This window comes from Streptomyces sp. CB00455 (assembly GCF_001905445.1).
Lineage (GTDB): Bacteria > Actinomycetota > Actinomycetes > Streptomycetales > Streptomycetaceae > Streptomyces.
Window position 1 is genome coordinate 107521 of record NZ_LIVQ01000002.1, and the last position, 14992, is coordinate 122512.

The 14992-nt window shown below is 72.3% G+C and carries 15 protein-coding genes; 1 reads left to right on the forward strand and 14 read right to left on the reverse strand.

Annotation, left to right across the window (positions count from 1 at the left end; translation table 11 throughout):
• Positions 1–12: 12 nt before the first annotated feature.
• From lepB (AMK16_RS07935) to proS, 10 genes are all read right to left on the reverse strand, one after another.
• A complete protein-coding gene (gene lepB, locus AMK16_RS07935) occupies positions 13–915 on the reverse strand; it encodes a signal peptidase I (RefSeq protein ID WP_073913379.1) in 903 nt (300 codons plus the stop codon).
• 114 nt (positions 916–1029) lie between these two features.
• On the reverse strand, positions 1030–1890 hold the full coding sequence (gene lepB, locus AMK16_RS07940) for a signal peptidase I (RefSeq protein ID WP_079191405.1): 861 nt from the start codon (positions 1888–1890) through the stop codon (positions 1030–1032).
• A complete protein-coding gene (gene lepB / locus AMK16_RS07945; RefSeq protein ID WP_073911041.1) occupies positions 1883–2632 on the reverse strand; it encodes a signal peptidase I in 750 nt (249 codons plus the stop codon). Before lepB (AMK16_RS07945) ends, lepB (AMK16_RS07940) begins: the two co-directional genes overlap by 8 nt.
• A 44-nt stretch (positions 2633–2676) precedes the next feature.
• A complete protein-coding gene (gene rplS, locus AMK16_RS07950) occupies positions 2677–3027 on the reverse strand; it encodes a 50S ribosomal protein L19 (RefSeq protein ID WP_073911044.1) in 351 nt (116 codons plus the stop codon).
• A gap of 132 nt (positions 3028–3159) precedes the next feature.
• Positions 3160–3981, reverse strand: coding sequence for a tRNA (guanosine(37)-N1)-methyltransferase TrmD (gene trmD, locus AMK16_RS07955; protein ID WP_073911047.1), 822 nt, complete (start codon positions 3979–3981; stop codon positions 3160–3162).
• Positions 3981–4532, reverse strand: coding sequence for a ribosome maturation factor RimM (rimM, locus tag AMK16_RS07960; protein WP_073911049.1), 552 nt, complete (start codon positions 4530–4532; stop codon positions 3981–3983). Before rimM ends, trmD begins: the two co-directional genes overlap by 1 nt.
• Positions 4533–4614: 82 nt before the next feature.
• Entirely contained in the window at positions 4615–4854 is a 240-nt protein-coding gene (locus AMK16_RS07965) for an RNA-binding protein (protein ID WP_030708535.1), read from the reverse strand.
• Between the two features lie 2 nt (positions 4855–4856).
• On the reverse strand, positions 4857–5294 hold the full coding sequence (rpsP, locus tag AMK16_RS07970; protein ID WP_073911052.1) for a 30S ribosomal protein S16: 438 nt from the start codon (positions 5292–5294) through the stop codon (positions 4857–4859).
• A gap of 305 nt (positions 5295–5599) precedes the next feature.
• Positions 5600–6196: a hypothetical protein gene (locus AMK16_RS07975; protein ID WP_073911055.1), complete on the reverse strand. Its 597-nt coding sequence runs from the start codon at positions 6194–6196 to the stop codon at positions 5600–5602.
• Positions 6197–6401: 205 nt separating this feature from the next.
• Positions 6402–7814 carry a proline--tRNA ligase gene (proS, locus tag AMK16_RS07980; protein WP_073911058.1) on the reverse strand — a complete coding sequence of 471 codons (1413 nt, stop codon included), beginning with the start codon at positions 7812–7814 and terminating at the stop codon, positions 6402–6404.
• A 131-nt stretch (positions 7815–7945) separates the two neighbouring features.
• Here proS and AMK16_RS07985 point away from each other — a divergent pair, with 131 nt between their 5' ends.
• A complete protein-coding gene (locus tag AMK16_RS07985) occupies positions 7946–8668 on the forward strand; it encodes a class I SAM-dependent methyltransferase (protein ID WP_073911061.1) in 723 nt (240 codons plus the stop codon).
• A gap of 319 nt (positions 8669–8987) precedes the next feature.
• Here the strand turns inward: AMK16_RS07985 and ffh are convergent, their stop codons facing one another.
• From ffh to AMK16_RS08005, 4 genes are all read right to left on the reverse strand, one after another.
• The gene (gene ffh / locus AMK16_RS07990) at positions 8988–10562 is read right to left on the reverse strand and encodes a signal recognition particle protein (RefSeq protein WP_073911064.1); all 1575 of its coding nucleotides are present in this window, start codon (positions 10560–10562) and stop codon (positions 8988–8990) included.
• A gap of 161 nt (positions 10563–10723) precedes the next feature.
• Positions 10724–13150, reverse strand: coding sequence for a [protein-PII] uridylyltransferase (locus AMK16_RS07995; RefSeq protein ID WP_073911065.1), 2427 nt, complete (start codon positions 13148–13150; stop codon positions 10724–10726).
• A gap of 17 nt (positions 13151–13167) precedes the next feature.
• The gene (locus AMK16_RS08000; protein ID WP_073911068.1) at positions 13168–13506 is read right to left on the reverse strand and encodes a P-II family nitrogen regulator; all 339 of its coding nucleotides are present in this window, start codon (positions 13504–13506) and stop codon (positions 13168–13170) included.
• Positions 13503–14849, reverse strand: a complete 1347-nt coding sequence (locus tag AMK16_RS08005) for an ammonium transporter (protein WP_073911071.1) — start codon at positions 14847–14849, stop codon at positions 13503–13505. The genes AMK16_RS08000 and AMK16_RS08005 overlap by 4 nt, the downstream gene beginning before the upstream one ends.
• Positions 14850–14992: the final 143 nt, after the last annotated feature.

Consider the following 14992-nt stretch of genomic DNA (forward strand, 5'->3'; position numbering starts at 1 on the left):
CTGGGCGGCACCCTACCCGGCGGTAGGGCCGCTGGTCAGCCTCCGCCGCCGCCACATGACGAGCGGAACGGCTCCCGTGAGGCCCAGCGCGGCCGGACCCAGCCCCACCGGGGCCAGCCCGGAGGCGCCGAGGCCGAGCGCGGCGGCCGCGGCCTGGGTGCCGATGCCCGGCTGGTCGAAGGTGTCGGGGACCGGCAGCGTGGCCCAGCGGTTGACCGGCCAGGCGATCACCACGGCGCGCCCGACGACATCGGTGACGGGCACGAAGCCCTGGGTGGAGTCCTGCATGTGGTAGCGGGAGTCCTGGGAGTTCTGCCGGTGGTCGCCCATCACCCAGATCTTCCCCTTGGGGACGGTGATCGGGCCGAAGGGGGCGTCGTCACAGGCGGTGTTGCCGGGGTAGATGTACGGCTCGTCCAGGGGCTTGCCGTTGACGACGACCGGACCGCCCTTCTTGCACTCGACCGTGTCCCCGCCGACGGCGATGGTCCGCTTGATCAGGTCCTTCTCCTCCGCGGACGGCATCAGGCCGATCCAGCTGAGGGCCTTCTGAGCGACGTTGGGCTCCGGAGTGGGCTCTCCGGACAGCCAGTTCGCGGGGTCGTGGAAGACCACGACCTCACCGCGCTCGGGCTCGGAGCCGAACCAGGGGGTCAGCTTGTCGACCAGGACCCGGTCCCCGCGCTGCAGCGTGTTCTGCATCGAGTCGGAGGGGATCGAGAACGCCTGCACCAGGAAGGTCTTGATCAGCAGGGCCAGCAGCAGGGCGATACCGATCAGGAGCGGGAGCTCCTTCCAGAACGAGCGGTGCGGGCGCGCCGCGGCGCCGCTGTCCTCGGCCTCGGTCTCGCGCTCGACGGCGTCGTCCGGCCGTTCCTCGCCCTCGTCGCGTCCGGATCGCGCGCCTACCGCCACGTCCCCCACATCCACTCCTCACTCGCGAATCGCCGCCCGTTCCGGAACCGGACACGGGCCCTCCCCTCCCCTAACGAGCGGGAGTTCCCTAAGGCGCGGGAGACCGAGGACACACTATGCGAACGCCGGGCCGCGGCGGCGCCGACGCCGCCCGCGCCCCCCGCGCCTCGCCTGATCGGGAACCAACCGGAAGGTGGCGGGCTGCTCCAGCCTGCGCCAGTGTCCGTACGGCCAGGCGATCACCACGGCTTCTCCCACGACGCCGTTCTCGTCGATGGTGCCGTCGAACGCCTCGTCGAGGTGGTAACGGGAGTCCGCCGAGTTGGCGCGGTGGTCGCCCATCACGAAGAGCCGGCCTGCCGGTACCCGCACCTCGAAGCGGATCTCCGAGGGCGCGTTGCCCGGGTTCACGTACGGCTCGTCCAGCGGCGCGCCGTTGACGGTGATCCGCCCCTTGGCGTCGCAGCACGCGACGGTGTCCCCGCCGACGCCGATGACGCGCTTGATCAGGTCCTGCTCGTCGGCCGAGGGCAGCAGCCCGATGAAGGTCAGGGTCTGCTTGACCTGCTTGACGCCGACCGGGTCCGGGGCGGGCCGGGCCGCCTCGCCCTTGAGCCAGCCGCCGGGATCCCTGAAGACGACGACGTCGCCGCGCTCGACCTTCGAGCCGAACCACGGGGTCAGCTTGTCCACGAGGACCCGGTCGCCGATGCGGATGGTCTGCTCCATCGAGCCCGACGGGATGAAGAAGGCCTGCACCAGGAAGGTCTTCAGGAGCAGGGCGATGCACAGCGCCACGACGACCAGCGCCGGCAGCTCGCCCGCCCTGCGCGTGCGCCGCCGCCGCCGCACCCGGCGCGCCAGTCGGCGCCGGTCGGCGCGGCCGCCCTCCACCACCGGCGCGACCGGTTCCGGCTCCGGCTCCGGCTCCCACTCGGGCTCGCGCCCGCCGCGCGGGCGTCCGTGGCTACCCATGGCCACCGCCGGTAGCGCCCCAGCGCGAGGCGGGCCAGCCGATCCAGTCGGCCCGCCCGATCACCTTCTCCACCGGCACCATCCCCCCGCCCGGCTCCCCCAGATGGTCCCGGGAGTCCCGGGACTGGGACCGGTGATCACCCATCACCCACAGGGTCCCAAGGGGCACGACGATACGGAAGGGCACCTTGGAGGGTTCGTCCCCCGGGTAGAGGTAGGGCTCCTGCGCCGGGGCGCCGTTGACCTCGATGCGGCCGGCGGCGTCGCAGCACACCACCTCGTCACCGCCGACGCCCACGACCCGCTTGACGAAGTCGGTGTCGGACGGCTCCGCGAGCCCGAGGGCCGAAGCCGCCCCGTGCAGGAGCTCGCCCACCGGATTGCCCTCGGGACGCTCCCGCACGAAGGAGCCTGTGCCGTCGAAGACCACCACGTCCCCGCGGCGCGGCTGGTCGCCGAAACGGTACGCCAGCTTGTCGACCAGCACCCGGTCCCCGACTTCGAGCGTCGGTTCCATCGAGCGGCTGGGGATCAGGAAGGGCTGCACCACGAAGTTGGCGACCAGCAGCAGGAAGACGGTGCAGACGATGCCGAGCAGCCCGGCCCGCCGCCAGGTCAGCAGCGGCCGCCCCGACCGTGCGCGCGGCGACCGCTGTCCGCGCGGGAACGCGAAACGCGACCCCTCCTCCCCCTCGCCGGGGGAAGAGTGGCCGCGTTGTGTGTGAGGTGCTTCGGTGTCCATCGGGGGCGAGCCTATCCGGCCGCCCCCGGACCCCGGAGACGACCTCAGTTGTCGCGCTTCTCCTTGATCTTCGCGGCCTTGCCGCGGAGCTCACGGAGGTAGTACAGCTTGGCGCGGCGCACGTCACCGCGGGTGACGAGCTCGATCTTCTCGAAGATCGGGGAGTGGACCGGGAAGGTACGCTCCACACCGACGCTGAAGGAGACCTTGCGCACGGTGAAGGTCTCGGAGACGCCGGCGCCCTGACGGCGGATGACGACACCCTTGAACTGCTGGATACGGGAGCGGTTGCCCTCGATCACGCGGACGTGCACGTTGATCGTGTCACCCGGGCGGAAGGCCGGGACGTCCGAGCGGAGCGCGGCGGCGTTGACGCCATCGAGCAGGTGAGACATGTTCTTCGTCTGCTTTCTTCGCACGACGCCACAGGTCGCCGGTGCGGGTTTCCGGAGAGAATTCGGGTGCTGTGCGACCCTCGGACGACGGTCCCCCTGTGGCAGGGGCGCCCGCGAGCAGACAGCAGCGGCCTATTCTTCCACGGCCCGCGGCCTGCGCCAAAATCGGCCGTCGGCGGCGGGCGCCCAGCCCAGGACGGACAGGATCTCCCGGTCCTTCTTGTCGAAGGCGGCGGCCTCGCAGCGCTCGATCAGGTCCGGGCGGTGCAGCGCCGTCCGGCGGAAGGCCTCGTCCCGGCGCCAGCGGGCGATCTTCCCGTGGTGGCCGCTGAGCAGCACCTCCGGGATGCCCCGGCCGCGCCACTCGGGGGGCTTGGTGTAGACGGGCCCCTCCAGCAGGTTGGCCATCTCGCCGGGGGCGAAGGAGTCGTCGCGGTGGGATTCGGCGTTGCCGAGGACCCCGGGCAGCAGCCGGGCCACGGCCTCGGTGACGACCAGGACGGCGGCCTCGCCGCCCGCCAGGACGTAGTCGCCGATGGACACCTCGTACACCGGCATCCGCGTCGCGTACTCGTCCATGACGCGGCGGTCGATGCCCTCGTACCGGGCCGGCGTGAAGATCAGCCAGGGGCGCTCGGAGAGCTCGACGGCCAGTTCCTGCGTGAAGGGGCGGCCACTGGGGGTGGGGACGACCATGACCGGCCCGTGCGCACCCGCCTCGTAGCCGTCCGCCAGCGCGGCGTCCAGGGCCTCGCCCCACGGCTCGGTCTTCATGACCATGCCGGGGCCGCCGCCGTAGGGGGTGTCGTCGACGGTGTTGTGCCGGTCGTACGTCCAGTCCCGCAGGTCGTGCACGTGCACGCCGAGCTGCCCGCGGGCGCGGGCCTTGCCGACGAGGGAGACGTTCAGCGGCTCCAGGTACTCGGGGAAGATCGTGACGACGTCGAGACGCATCAGGCTTCTTCCCCGGCGTCGCGCGCCGACGCGACCTCCGCGCGGTCGTCGATCAGGCCGGGGGGCGGCGTGATGACGCAGCGCTGCTCCTCCAGGTCGATCTCGGCGACGATCTCCTCCACGAAGGGGATCATCACCTCGGAGCCGTCCGGCCGCTCGACGATGAAGAGGTCCTGCGAGGGCAGGTGGGAGATCTCGGTGATCCGGCCGACCTCGGTACCGTCGGCGAGCACGACGTCCAGGTCCATCAGCTGGTGGTCGTAGTACTCGTCGGGCTCCTGCGGCATCTCGGCCGGGTCGACCTCGGCGATCAGCAGGATGTTGCGCAGGGCCTCGGCGCCGGTGCGGTCCTTGACGCCCTTGAAGCGCAGCAGCAGCCTGCCGCTGTGCACGCGGCCGGTCTCGATGGTCAGCGGTCCCGCCGAGGCCGGCTCGGTCCGGAGCACGGCGCCGGGGCCGAGCCGCTGCTCGGGCTCGTCGGTCCGTACCTCGACGGTGACCTCACCCTTGATGCCGTGGGCGCGGCCGATCCGCGCGACTACCAGCTGCACTGTGCATCTCTCCTGTTCAGACGACGACGGGCCGGGGCGGGCGACCAGCGCCCTCCCCGGCCCGTGCCGGTGGTTCTACTTCTCAGCGGACCTGGTCCACGTCGACGAGGTCGACACGGATCCCGCGGCCGCCGATGGCACCCACGACGGTACGCAGAGCACGCGCGGTGCGGCCGTTGCGGCCGATCACCTTGCCGAGGTCGTCGGGGTGGACCCTGACCTCCAGCACCTGTCCGCGGCGCAGGTCGCGCGAGGCGACCTGCACTTCGTCGGGGTTGTCCACAATGCCCTTCACGAGGTGCTCAAGAGCCTCCTCGAGCATGATCAGGCCTCGGTCGACTCAGCGGAGGCCTCGGCCTCGTCCGCCTTCTTGTCGGCCTTCTTCGCCTTCTGGGTGATGGCCTCGCCCTTGGCGTCGCCACCTTCCAGAGCCTTGGCGAACTCGTCGAAGGAGCGACGCTTGCTCTCCTTCGTCACCGGCTGCAGGAGCGGCGCGGGGGCGGGGAGGCCCTTGTGGGCCTGCCAGTCACCGGTCAGCTTCAGGATGGCGAGCACAGCCTCGGTGGGCTGGGCGCCGACGGACAGCCAGTACTGCGCACGCTCGGCGTTGACCTCGATGCGCGACGGGTTGTAGGTCGGGTGGTAGATACCGATCTCCTCGATCGCGCGACCATCCCGGCGGGTGCGGGCGTCGGCGACGACGATGCGGTAGTGCGGCTGGCGAATCTTGCCGAGGCGCTTGAGCTTGATCTTGACTGCCACTGGAGTGGTGTCTCCTGAACTTGACGTGGTTGGGCACATGAGATGCCACGTGGGGTTGCGGTACTCGGGTGCCCGATGGACGCGTCAGCCGGAGGAGAGAGGGGTCCTATGCGACTGTCGAGTACAGCTAGCCATTGTGCCATACGCCTGCGGCGGCGCCGCCCGGGGAGGGCGGTCCGGGCCGGCGGCCGGCCCGCGTCGGTGTTCCGGGCGCCGCGCCCTCCCGGGGCCCGCTCGTACGCCGCGGTGCGCCCGGCCCGCCGGCGACGGTCCCGGGGGGCGGCGCGGCCGGTCGGATCCGCGGCTCAGGACGCCGCCGCGATGGTGACCTCGGGGATGCGGAAGGGCTTCATGCAGCCGCCGCACACGATCGGCGCCTGTGCCAGCACGGAGGGGACCACCCGTACGTTGCGCCCGCAGTCGCAGACCGCCTTGACGCGCACGCCGCCGCCGGAGGAACCGTGCCGGGCGGCCGGTCCGCGGAAGCTCCGCTTGGTGTCGGCGGCCGTGGCGGCCGTGTGCGCCTTCAGCGCGCGCTGGAGCCGCTCGCTCGTGGGGCGGTAGCGGCGCTTGGCCTCGGGGTTGAGCGTGACGAGTGAGAAGCCGCTGCTCGCGTGCGGTTCCTCGGAGTGGTCCAGCCCCATCTCCTCGGCGATCGCCAGGAATCTGCGGTTGTGGTAGCGGCCGGCGCGCGAGGTGTCGCGGACTCCGCGGGCGGCGGCGATGCCGTGGACTGCCTCGTGCAGCAGTCGCTCGAAGGAGAGCTCGGCGCCGCAGGCGGACGAGGACTCTCCGATCAGGGACTCGGGCGCGGCAAGGTCAGGCAGCTCGGGGTGGTACCGCTGAATGTCGGCCCACGCCTGCGCCAGCTCTGCGGCGAGAACAGGTGGTGTCGTGCTCACGTCGTGACAACGAGCCGAGGTGCCCCGGTGTTCCGATTCCGGGCCATTCCAAATTTTTTGCACGTACCAGTCAGTTCAGTCTCATGCGTCCTGACGAGGACGGGTGCGCCGATCTCAGGAGGAGTCGGTACGTAACGCGTACTGAGGACGCTCACGCCCCGGCGGCGCGGCACGGGGCCGCACTGCCGGGGCGCGTGGGGAGCGTCTAGTACGAGCGCGCGACGATGGCGAGGGTGCCGGGGGCGTCGTCCGCCTCCGGGACCGAACCGTCGGCGGCGATCAGGCAGCGCACCGAGACGGCCTGCTCGGCCAGCTTGGCCTCGCCCTCCGGGCCGAGGTCGGCCCACGGGATCCGCGCCCAGCCGCCGGCGATGGCGGCCTCGGCGGCCTCCTCGATGGTGGCGACGTCGCAGGTGCGGGCCTCGCGGCGCTCGCGGGATTCGCGCAGCAGCTGGGCCTGGTCCTCGTCGAGCACCTTGGGCAGCAGGTCGGCGAGGGCGCCGATCTGCACCGGGGTCTTGCCGCCCGGGATGCGGCGGGCCAGCATCGCGGTGCCGGCCTCCAGGTCGCGGGGGCCGATCTCGATGCGGACCGGTACGCCCTTGAGCTCCCAGTCCACGGCGCGGCGGCCGAAGGGGGTGTCCACGCGGTCGTCGACGTGGACGCGGATGCCCGCCGCCTTCAGCTGCGCGCCGAGCTCGCGGACCTTCGCCACGGCCTCGTCGCCCTTGATCGCCATGACGACGACCTGGACGTGCGCGAGGCGCGGCGGGACGCGCAGGCCGTTGTCGTCGCCGTGCGACATGATCAGGCCGCCGACCATGCGGGTCGAGACGCCCCACGAGGTCTGCCAGACGAGCTCCTGCTTGCCTTCCTTCGACAGGTACTGCGTGTTGAAGGCCTTGGCGAAGTTGGTGCCGAGCTCGTGGCTGGTGCCGAGCTGCAGGGCCTTGCCGTCGCCCATCATCCCTTCGAGGGTGAGGGTGTTGATGGCGCCGGCGAAGCGCTCCTTGGCGGTCTTGCGGCCGAGCACGACGTCGATGCCGAGCACGTTCGTCATGAAGTCGCCGTAGACGTCGCGGTGGATCCGGGCGGCGTAGTCGCGGGCGTCCTCGTAGGTGGCGTGGGCCGTGTGGCCTTCCTGCCAGAGGAACTCGCTCGTGCGGAGGAAGATGCGCGGGCGCATCTCCCAGCGGACCACGTTGGCCCACTGGTTGATCAGCAGGGGCAGGTCGCGGTAGCTCTGGACCCACTTGGAGAAGTAGTCGTTGATGATCGTCTCGGAGGTGGGCCGGACGACGACCGGCTCTTCCAGCTCCTTGCCGCCGCCGTGCGTGACGACCGCGAGCTCGGGGGCGAAGCCCTCCACGTGCTCCGCCTCCTTCGTCAGGTACGACTGCGGGATGAACAGCGGGAAGTACGCGTTCTGGGCGCCCGCGTCCTTGATGCGCGCGTCCATCTCCTGCTGCATCCGCTCCCACAGGCCGTAGCCGTACGGCCGGATGACCATGGTGCCGCGGACCGGACCGTTGTCGGCCAGCTCGGCCTTGTTGATCAGATCCTGGTACCAGCGGGGGAAATCCTCCGCCTGCGGGGTGAGAACGGGTGCCTTTGCCATGGCGCGAATGGTACGGCGCCCGGCCTTCGATGCGTGAATCGGGTGGCTCGCTCCTCTGGACGCGGGGGCGAATGGGGAGTTCCCTGGCAACGGGGGCAGGGGGGCGACACGGAATCAGGAGCGCTCTTTCGATGACACCGACGCCGACGGCGACGCTCGTCGCCCGGGACTGGGCGGAGATCCAGGAACGGATGCTGGTACCGCTGTACGAGGCGGTCTACGACCGGCTGGAGGTAGGGCCGGGGGACCGGCTGCTGGGCCTGGACTGTGGGGCGGGGCTCCCCCTGCTGCTGGCGGCCGGGCGGGGAGCCGTGGCCACGGGTGTGGAGGCGGATCCGGCCCGGCGGGCCCTGGCCCGGGAGCGGCTGCTGGAGGTGCTGGCGGCTCCGCCGTCCGCGCCCGGGCCGTATGACGCATTGGTGGCCTTCTCGCCGGATGCGGCGGCGCTGGACCGCGCTCTGCCCGTGGTCCGCCGGGGCGGGGCGGTGGTGCTGGCGGACTGGGGCCCGGCGGAGCGGTGCACGGTGCCGGCGGTCCTGGGCGGCGGGCCGGAGCCCAGGGACCTGGACGCGCTCGTGGAGGGGGCGGGGCTGCGGCCCGAAGGGTCGGGGCGCGTCTTCTGCCCGTTCGGGTACGCGGACGTGGACAGCGCGGTGCGCGGGCTGCTGTCGACGGGGCTGTACCCCGTGGCGGGGACCGGCTGCGCCGGCGCGGCCGGGGCGGGGCGGAGCGGGACGGCCGATCCGGCGCTGGCGGAGAAGGAGTTGTCGGAGGCCCTCCACCCGTACGAGCGGCCCGACGGGGCGGTGTGGCTGCCGAACGTCTTCCGGTACGTGATCGCCCGGATGGCGTAACCGGCCCGGCCGGTCCGCGCCGCGGCGGCAAGCCGGTCCCCGCCGGGACGGTGAGCCGGTCCCCGCCGGGGCGGTGAGCCGGTCCGTGCCGCGCCCTCCGGTCGGTCAGTCCGTCAGTCCGTGTCGTGGCCCCTGGCCGCCCGCGCAATGCCGGGGGCGGCGGCCGGGAGGCTGACCGCACACGGCGCCACCCCTCCGGCCACGGGCGACGAACGCGGTCGGTGCTCCCGCCACTCCCGCCATACGGGAGGGCCCCGGCCGCGTGACCTGAAGGGGTCCACCCGCGGCCGGGGCCCTCCCCGGCGTACCTGCCTGCGTCCTACTTCATGAACTTCTTGAACTCGTCCGGAAGGTCGAAGTCCTGCCCGGGCTGCCCGGCGCCGGCCGGGAGGCCGAAGGGGTTGCCGCCGGCCGCCGGCTCTGCGGTCTGCGGACCCGCCTCGCGCCGGGCGGCCGCCGCCGCCTCCTCTTCCCTGCGCTTCATCGGGTTGCCGCTCTTGCGCTTGCCCTTGGCCTGCTTGACCTGCTTCTTCTGCCGGCCCGGGCCGCCGCCCATCCCGGGGATGCCGGGCATCCCCGGCATGCCGCCGCCCTGCGCCATGCGCGACATCATCTTGCGGGCGTCGAAGAAGCGTTCGACGAGGGACTTGACGGCGCTGACCTCGGTGCCGGAGCCCTTGGCGATACGGGCACGGCGCGAGCCGTTGATGATCGTGGGGTCCTGGCGCTCGGCCGGGGTCATCGACTTGATGATCGCGGCGGTGCGGTCCACGTCGCGCTCGTCGATGTTGTTGATCTGGTCCTTGATCTGCCCCATGCCGGGCAGCATGCCGAGCAGCTTGGAGATGGAGCCCATCTTGCGGACCTGCTCCATCTGGGCCAGGAAGTCGTCGAGCGTGAACTCCTTGGGCCCCTTCGCGAGCTTGGCCGCCATCTTCTCGGCCTCGGCCTGCGAGAAGGTCTTCTCGGCCTGCTCGATGAGGGTGAGCATGTCACCCATGTCGAGGATCCGGCCCGCCATGCGGTCCGGGTGGAAGGCGTCGAACTCGTCGAGCTTCTCGCCGTTCGAGGCGAACATGATCTGCTTGCCGGTGACGTGCGCGATGGACAGCGCCGCACCGCCCCGCGCGTCGCCGTCGAGCTTGGAGAGCACGACGCCGTCGAAGCCGACGCCGTCGCGGAAGGCCTCGGCGGTGTTGACCGCGTCCTGGCCGATCATGGCGTCGACGACGAAGAGGATCTCGTCCGGGCTGACGGCGTCGCGGATGTCCGCGGCCTGCCGCATCAGTTCGGCGTCGATGCCGAGGCGTCCGGCCGTGTCGACGATGACGATGTCGTACTGCTTGGTGCGCGCGTACTCGATGGAGTCCTTGGCGACCTGGACCGGGTCGCCGACTCCGTTGCCGGGCTGGGGCGCGTAGACCGCGACGCCCGCGCGCTCGGCGACGACGGAGAGCTGGTTGACGGCGTTGGGACGCTGGAGGTCGCAGGCGACCAGGAGCGGTGCGTGGCCCTGCCCCTTGAGCCAGAGGCCGAGCTTTCCGGCGAGGGTGGTCTTACCGGCACCCTGGAGGCCGGCCAGCATGATCACGGTGGGCGCGGTCTTGGCGAAGCGCAGCCGCCGGGTCTCGCCGCCGAGGATCGTCACCAGCTCGTCGTTGACGATCTTGAGGACCTGCTGGCCGGGGTTCAGCGCCTTGCTGACCTCCTCGCCGCGGGCCCTCTCCTTGACGTTCGCGATGAAGGAGCGGACGACCGGGAGGGCGACGTCGGCCTCGAGGAGGGCGATACGGATTTCCCGGGCCGCTGCGTCGATGTCAGCCTCGGACAGCCGGCCTTTGCCGCGCAGGCCCTTGAAGGTATTCGCCAAGCGGTCGGAGAGCGTATCGAACACGGTGGTCGCGATTCCTCGGGTCGGGGGCGTTGTGGTCGTCCCCCAGAGTATCGGGCCGCGCCACCGGCGCGGCCCTGCGGTCGCATTTCCCCGGCCCGCCCCGGCTGCGGCGGCCCGGGGGCCCGGGGCCGCGCCCGGGCCCCCTTCCCCGCGGGCGGCGGCTACGACAGGGCCGCGGTCACCGCCGTGGCCAGGGTGGCCGCCGACCGGCCGGACAGGGGTTTGCCGTCCGCGTCGACCACATACACGGTGTCGACGGCGTTCGCGCCCAGCGTCGAGACGTGCGCGCTGCGCACGCGCACTCCCCCGTCCTCCAGGGCGCGGCCGATGCGGTGCAGCAGTCCCACCGCGTCCGGGGCCCGGACCTCCAGGACGGTGGCCAGCGAGGAGACGTCCGCGACCACCGCGACCCGGGGCGGCGGCGGGAGAACTCCCCGGCGGCGCGGATAGGCCGCCTCGCGGTCCGCCAGCTTGGCCGGGACGTCGAGCGAGCCGTCCAGCGCGCGGATCAGGTCGGTGCGCAGCCGCGCGGCCTCCGGCAGCGATCCGTATGCGGCGGCCACCCGCCAGCCGAGCACCAGGACTTCCCCCGGCGGGTCCGGGAGCTCCATGGAACGCAGGTCGGCGGCCCGGACGGTGAGCCGGTGCAGGGCCAGCACCCCGGCCACGGCCGGCAGGACCCCGGGCTGGTCGGGGACGGCGATGACCAGTTCCACACCGACCGCGTCCTCCTCGTGGCGGGTGTGGAGGGCGAGCACCGGCTCGCCGGTGCGCAGCGCCTCCACCGCGAGGCGTTCCTGTTCGGTCGTGGGGATCTGCGGCTCGCGGGCCGCGGGGGTGGTGCCGCGCAGGACGGCGGCGACGCGGGCGACGAGGTCGGCGACCAGCGACCCCCGCCAGGTGCTCCACGCGGCCGGCCCGGTGGCCAGGGCGTCGGCCTCCGTCAGGGCGTGCAGTATCTCCAGCGTGCCCACCGATCCGACGGCCTCGGCGACGGCCCGTACGGTCGCCGGATCGTCCAGGTCGCGCCGCGTCGCGGTGTCGACCAGCAGCAGGTGGTGGCGTACGAGCGTGCCGAGCACGGTGACGTCCTGCGCGTCGAAGCCGACCCGTGCCGCCATGTCCCGGGCGATCGTCTCGCCGGCCACCGAGTGGTCCCCGGGCCAGCCCTTGCCGATGTCGTGCAGCAGGGCGGCCATCAGCAGCAGGTCGGGACGGCCGACGCGGCGGGTGAGGGCCGAGGCCCGCACGGCCGTCTCGATCAGGTGCCGGTCCACCGTCCAGGTGTGGACGGGATTGCGCTGCGGGCGGCACCGCACCCGCTCCCAGTCGGGAAGCAGCCGGGTGATCAGGCCCTCGGCCTCCAGGGCCTCCCACACGGCCACCGTGGGCTCTCCCGCCCCCAGCAGGGTCAGGAGCTGCTCGCGCGCCTCCGCGGGCCAGGGCACCGGCAGGGGTTTGGCCTGGGCGGCGAGCCTGCGCAGGGCGTGGAGCGATGCGGGAAGCCCCGCCTGCGCGGCGGCGGCGGCCAGCCTCAGCGCCAGCACCGGATCGCGGTCGGGCCGCGCGGCCAGGGCCAGCACGGCCTCGCCGTCGGATTCCACGACGCCCTCGGCCAGGGGGGCCCGCTCGACGGCCGCGGCGCCCCGGGTGCCCAGCAGGCCGCGCAGCCTCGGCCGGGCGGCGCGGGAGCGCAGCACCCGCCCGACCTCGCGCCAGGTGACGTCGCCGGCGTACGAGATGACCCGGGCGGCCTCGTAGACCTCGCGCAGCAGCGCGTCCGCGTCGAGCAGCCCGAGCTGCTCGGCGACCTGGTCCTGCTCCTGGAGGGAGAGCCGGTCGGTGGCCCGGCCCGTCACCAGGTGCAGGGCGTCGCGCACGTCCAGGAGCCGCCGCCGGGCCTCGGCCAGGCCCTCGCGCGGGGCGTCGGCCAGCCAGGAGGCGGCGACGGCCCGCAGCGCGGTGACGTCCCGGAGTCCGCCGCGGGCCTCCTTGAGGTCGGGTTCGAGCAGGAAGCGCAGTTCTCCGGCCCGCTCGGCCCGCTCCCGGCACAGGGAGTGCAGCTGCGGGAGCCGTCTGGCCGACTGGTTGCGCCAGTCGGCGAGGACGGAGGTGCGCAGGCCGGCGAGGAGGCCGATGTCGCCGGCGACGGGCCGGGCGTCGAGCAGGCCGAGGTGCACCTTGAGGTCCTCGGCGGCGGTCCTGCGGGCCTCGCCCGGGGTGCGCACCGAGTGGTCCAGGGCCAGGCCCAGGTCCCAGACCGGGTACCAGATGCGGTCGGCCAGTGCGCTCAGATCCTGCGGGGCGGCCTTCCCGTCGTGCAGCAGCACGAGGTCGAGGTCGCTGCGCGGGGAGAGCTCGGCCCGCCCGTAGCCGCCGACGGCCACGAGGGCCGCGCCGCGCACGCCCGTCTCCCGTACGGCGGTCGTGAACAGGCCGTTCAGCCATGTGTCGGTCAGAGCGGCCAGGGCGGAACGCCGGGCGGGCCCGGACCGCGACTCCTCCTGGAGGAGCCGCAGCCGGGCCGCGGCGTATCCGCCGGGTCCCGAGTCGGCCGTGCCGTCCGTGGTCTCTTCGACGCTCGTCACCCGGGAGCTCCCGTCACCTAGAGCGCGTCAGCGCCGCGCTCGCCGGTGCGGACCCGGACCACCGAGTCCACGGGGACGCTCCACACCTTGCCGTCGCCGATCTTCCCGGTGGCGGCGGCGCTCACGATGACCCGGATCACCTCTTCGGCGTCGGCGTCGTCGGTGAGTACCTCGATGCGGATCTTGGGCACGAGGTCCACGGTGTACTCGGCGCCGCGGTAGACCTCGGTGTGGCCGCGCTGGCGGCCGTAGCCGCTGGCCTCGGTGACCGTGAGCCCCTGGACCCCGAACGTCTGGAGGGCGTCCTTGATCTCGTCCAGCTTGTGGGGCTTGACGATCGCGGTGATCAGCTTCATGCGTCAACCTTCTTGCTCGCGGCGGAAGCGGGGGCGGGGGCGGCGGTGCTCCGCGAGGAGGTTCCACCGCCGGCTCCGCTGAAGTCGTAGGCCGTCTCGGCGTGCTCGACCTGGTCGATGCCGGAGACCTCGACGTCTTCGGTGACCCGCATCCCGATCGTCTTGTCGAGGAGGAAGGCGAGCACCGCGGACGCCACGAGAGAGTAGGCGAGGACGGAGAAGACTCCGATGGCCTGCTTGCCGAGCTGTTCCAGGCCGCCGCCGTAGAAGAGGCCGGCGACGTCGGACTGGACCCCGCCGGTGGCGAAGAGGCCCACGAGCAGGGAACCGGCCACACCGCCGACGAGGTGGACGCCGACCACGTCGAGGGAGTCGTCGTAGCCGAACTTGTACTTCAGGCCCACCGCCATGGCGCACAGCACGCCGGCGATGGCGCCGACGGCGATCGCGCCGAGCGGGCTGACCGCACCGCCGGAGGGGGTGATGGCGACGAGGCCCGCGACCGCGCCGGAGGCGGCGCCGAGGGTGGTGAAGGAGCCGTGGCGCAGCTTCTCGTAGGCGAGCCAGGCCAGCATGGCGGCGGCGGTGGCGACCTGGGTGTTGACGAACATCACGGCGCCGACGCCGTCGTCGTTGCCGAGCCAGGAGCCGGCGTTGAAGCCGAACCAGCCGAACCAGAGCAGACCGGCGCCCAGCATGACCAGGGGGAGGCTGTGCGGGCGCATGGGGTCGCGCTTGAAGCCGACGCGCTTGCCGATGACCAGGATCACGCCGAGGGCGGCGGCGCCCGCGTTGATGTGGACGGCGGTGCCGCCGGCGAAGTCGATGACGCCGAGTTCGAAGAGCCAGCCGCCTGCGCCCCAGACCCAGTGGGCGACGGGGAAGTAGACGATCGTGACCCACAGGGCGCTGAAGAGGGCCCAGGCGCTGAACTTCACGCGGTCGGCGAGGGCGCCGCTGATCAGGGCCGGGGTGATGACGGCGAACATGAGCTGGAAGACGGCGAAGACGTAGACCGGGATGGTGTAGCCGTCCCACAGCTCGGTGATGCCGATGCCGCTGAGGCCGACGTAGTCGGAGTTCCAGCCGATGAGCGAGCCGGAGTCGGTGCCGAAGGCGAGGCTGAAGCCGTAGAGGACCCACAGGATCGTGACGATCCCGAGGCTGATGAAGCTCATCATCAGCATGTTGAGGCTGCTCTTGACGCGGACCATGCCTCCGTAGAAGAAGGCGAGTCCCGGGGTCATCAGCATGACCAGGGCGGAGCAGATGAGCATGAACCCGGTGTTCGCGGCAGACAGCGTCGGGGCGTCTGCCGCGAGGGTCGTGATGGCTGATGCCATCGGCGTCTCCTCGTCGTCGGTACGTTCGCGTGCGGGCGATCGTGAAACGTGGGCGGCGTTCAGGGTCTGGGCCTGGGGTGGGGCTGGCCGGTTATTGACCCTGAGATTCGCGCAGGCCGGTTTCCGGCGGCGCCGCTGGGTGT

Bases quoted from the DNA above. Each gene is read 5' to 3' on its own strand.
- lepB (WP_079191405.1), bottom strand. From the start codon at position 1,890: ATGGGTAGCCACGGACGCCCGCGCGGCGGGCGCGAGCCCGAGTGGGAG.
- lepB (WP_073911041.1), bottom strand. From the start codon at position 2,632: ATGGACACCGAAGCACCTCACACACAACGCGGCCACTCTTCCCCCGGC.
- rplS (WP_073911044.1), bottom strand. From the start codon at position 3,027: ATGTCTCACCTGCTCGATGGCGTCAACGCCGCCGCGCTCCGCTCGGAC.
- trmD (WP_073911047.1), bottom strand. From the start codon at position 3,981: ATGCGTCTCGACGTCGTCACGATCTTCCCCGAGTACCTGGAGCCGCTG.
- AMK16_RS07965 (WP_030708535.1), bottom strand. From the start codon at position 4,854: ATGCTCGAGGAGGCTCTTGAGCACCTCGTGAAGGGCATTGTGGACAAC.
- proS (WP_073911058.1), bottom strand. From the start codon at position 7,814: ATGGCAAAGGCACCCGTTCTCACCCCGCAGGCGGAGGATTTCCCCCGC.
- AMK16_RS07985 (WP_073911061.1), top strand. From the start codon at position 7,946: ATGACACCGACGCCGACGGCGACGCTCGTCGCCCGGGACTGGGCGGAG.
- AMK16_RS08000 (WP_073911068.1), bottom strand. From the start codon at position 13,506: ATGAAGCTGATCACCGCGATCGTCAAGCCCCACAAGCTGGACGAGATC.
- AMK16_RS08005 (WP_073911071.1), bottom strand. From the start codon at position 14,849: ATGGCATCAGCCATCACGACCCTCGCGGCAGACGCCCCGACGCTGTCT.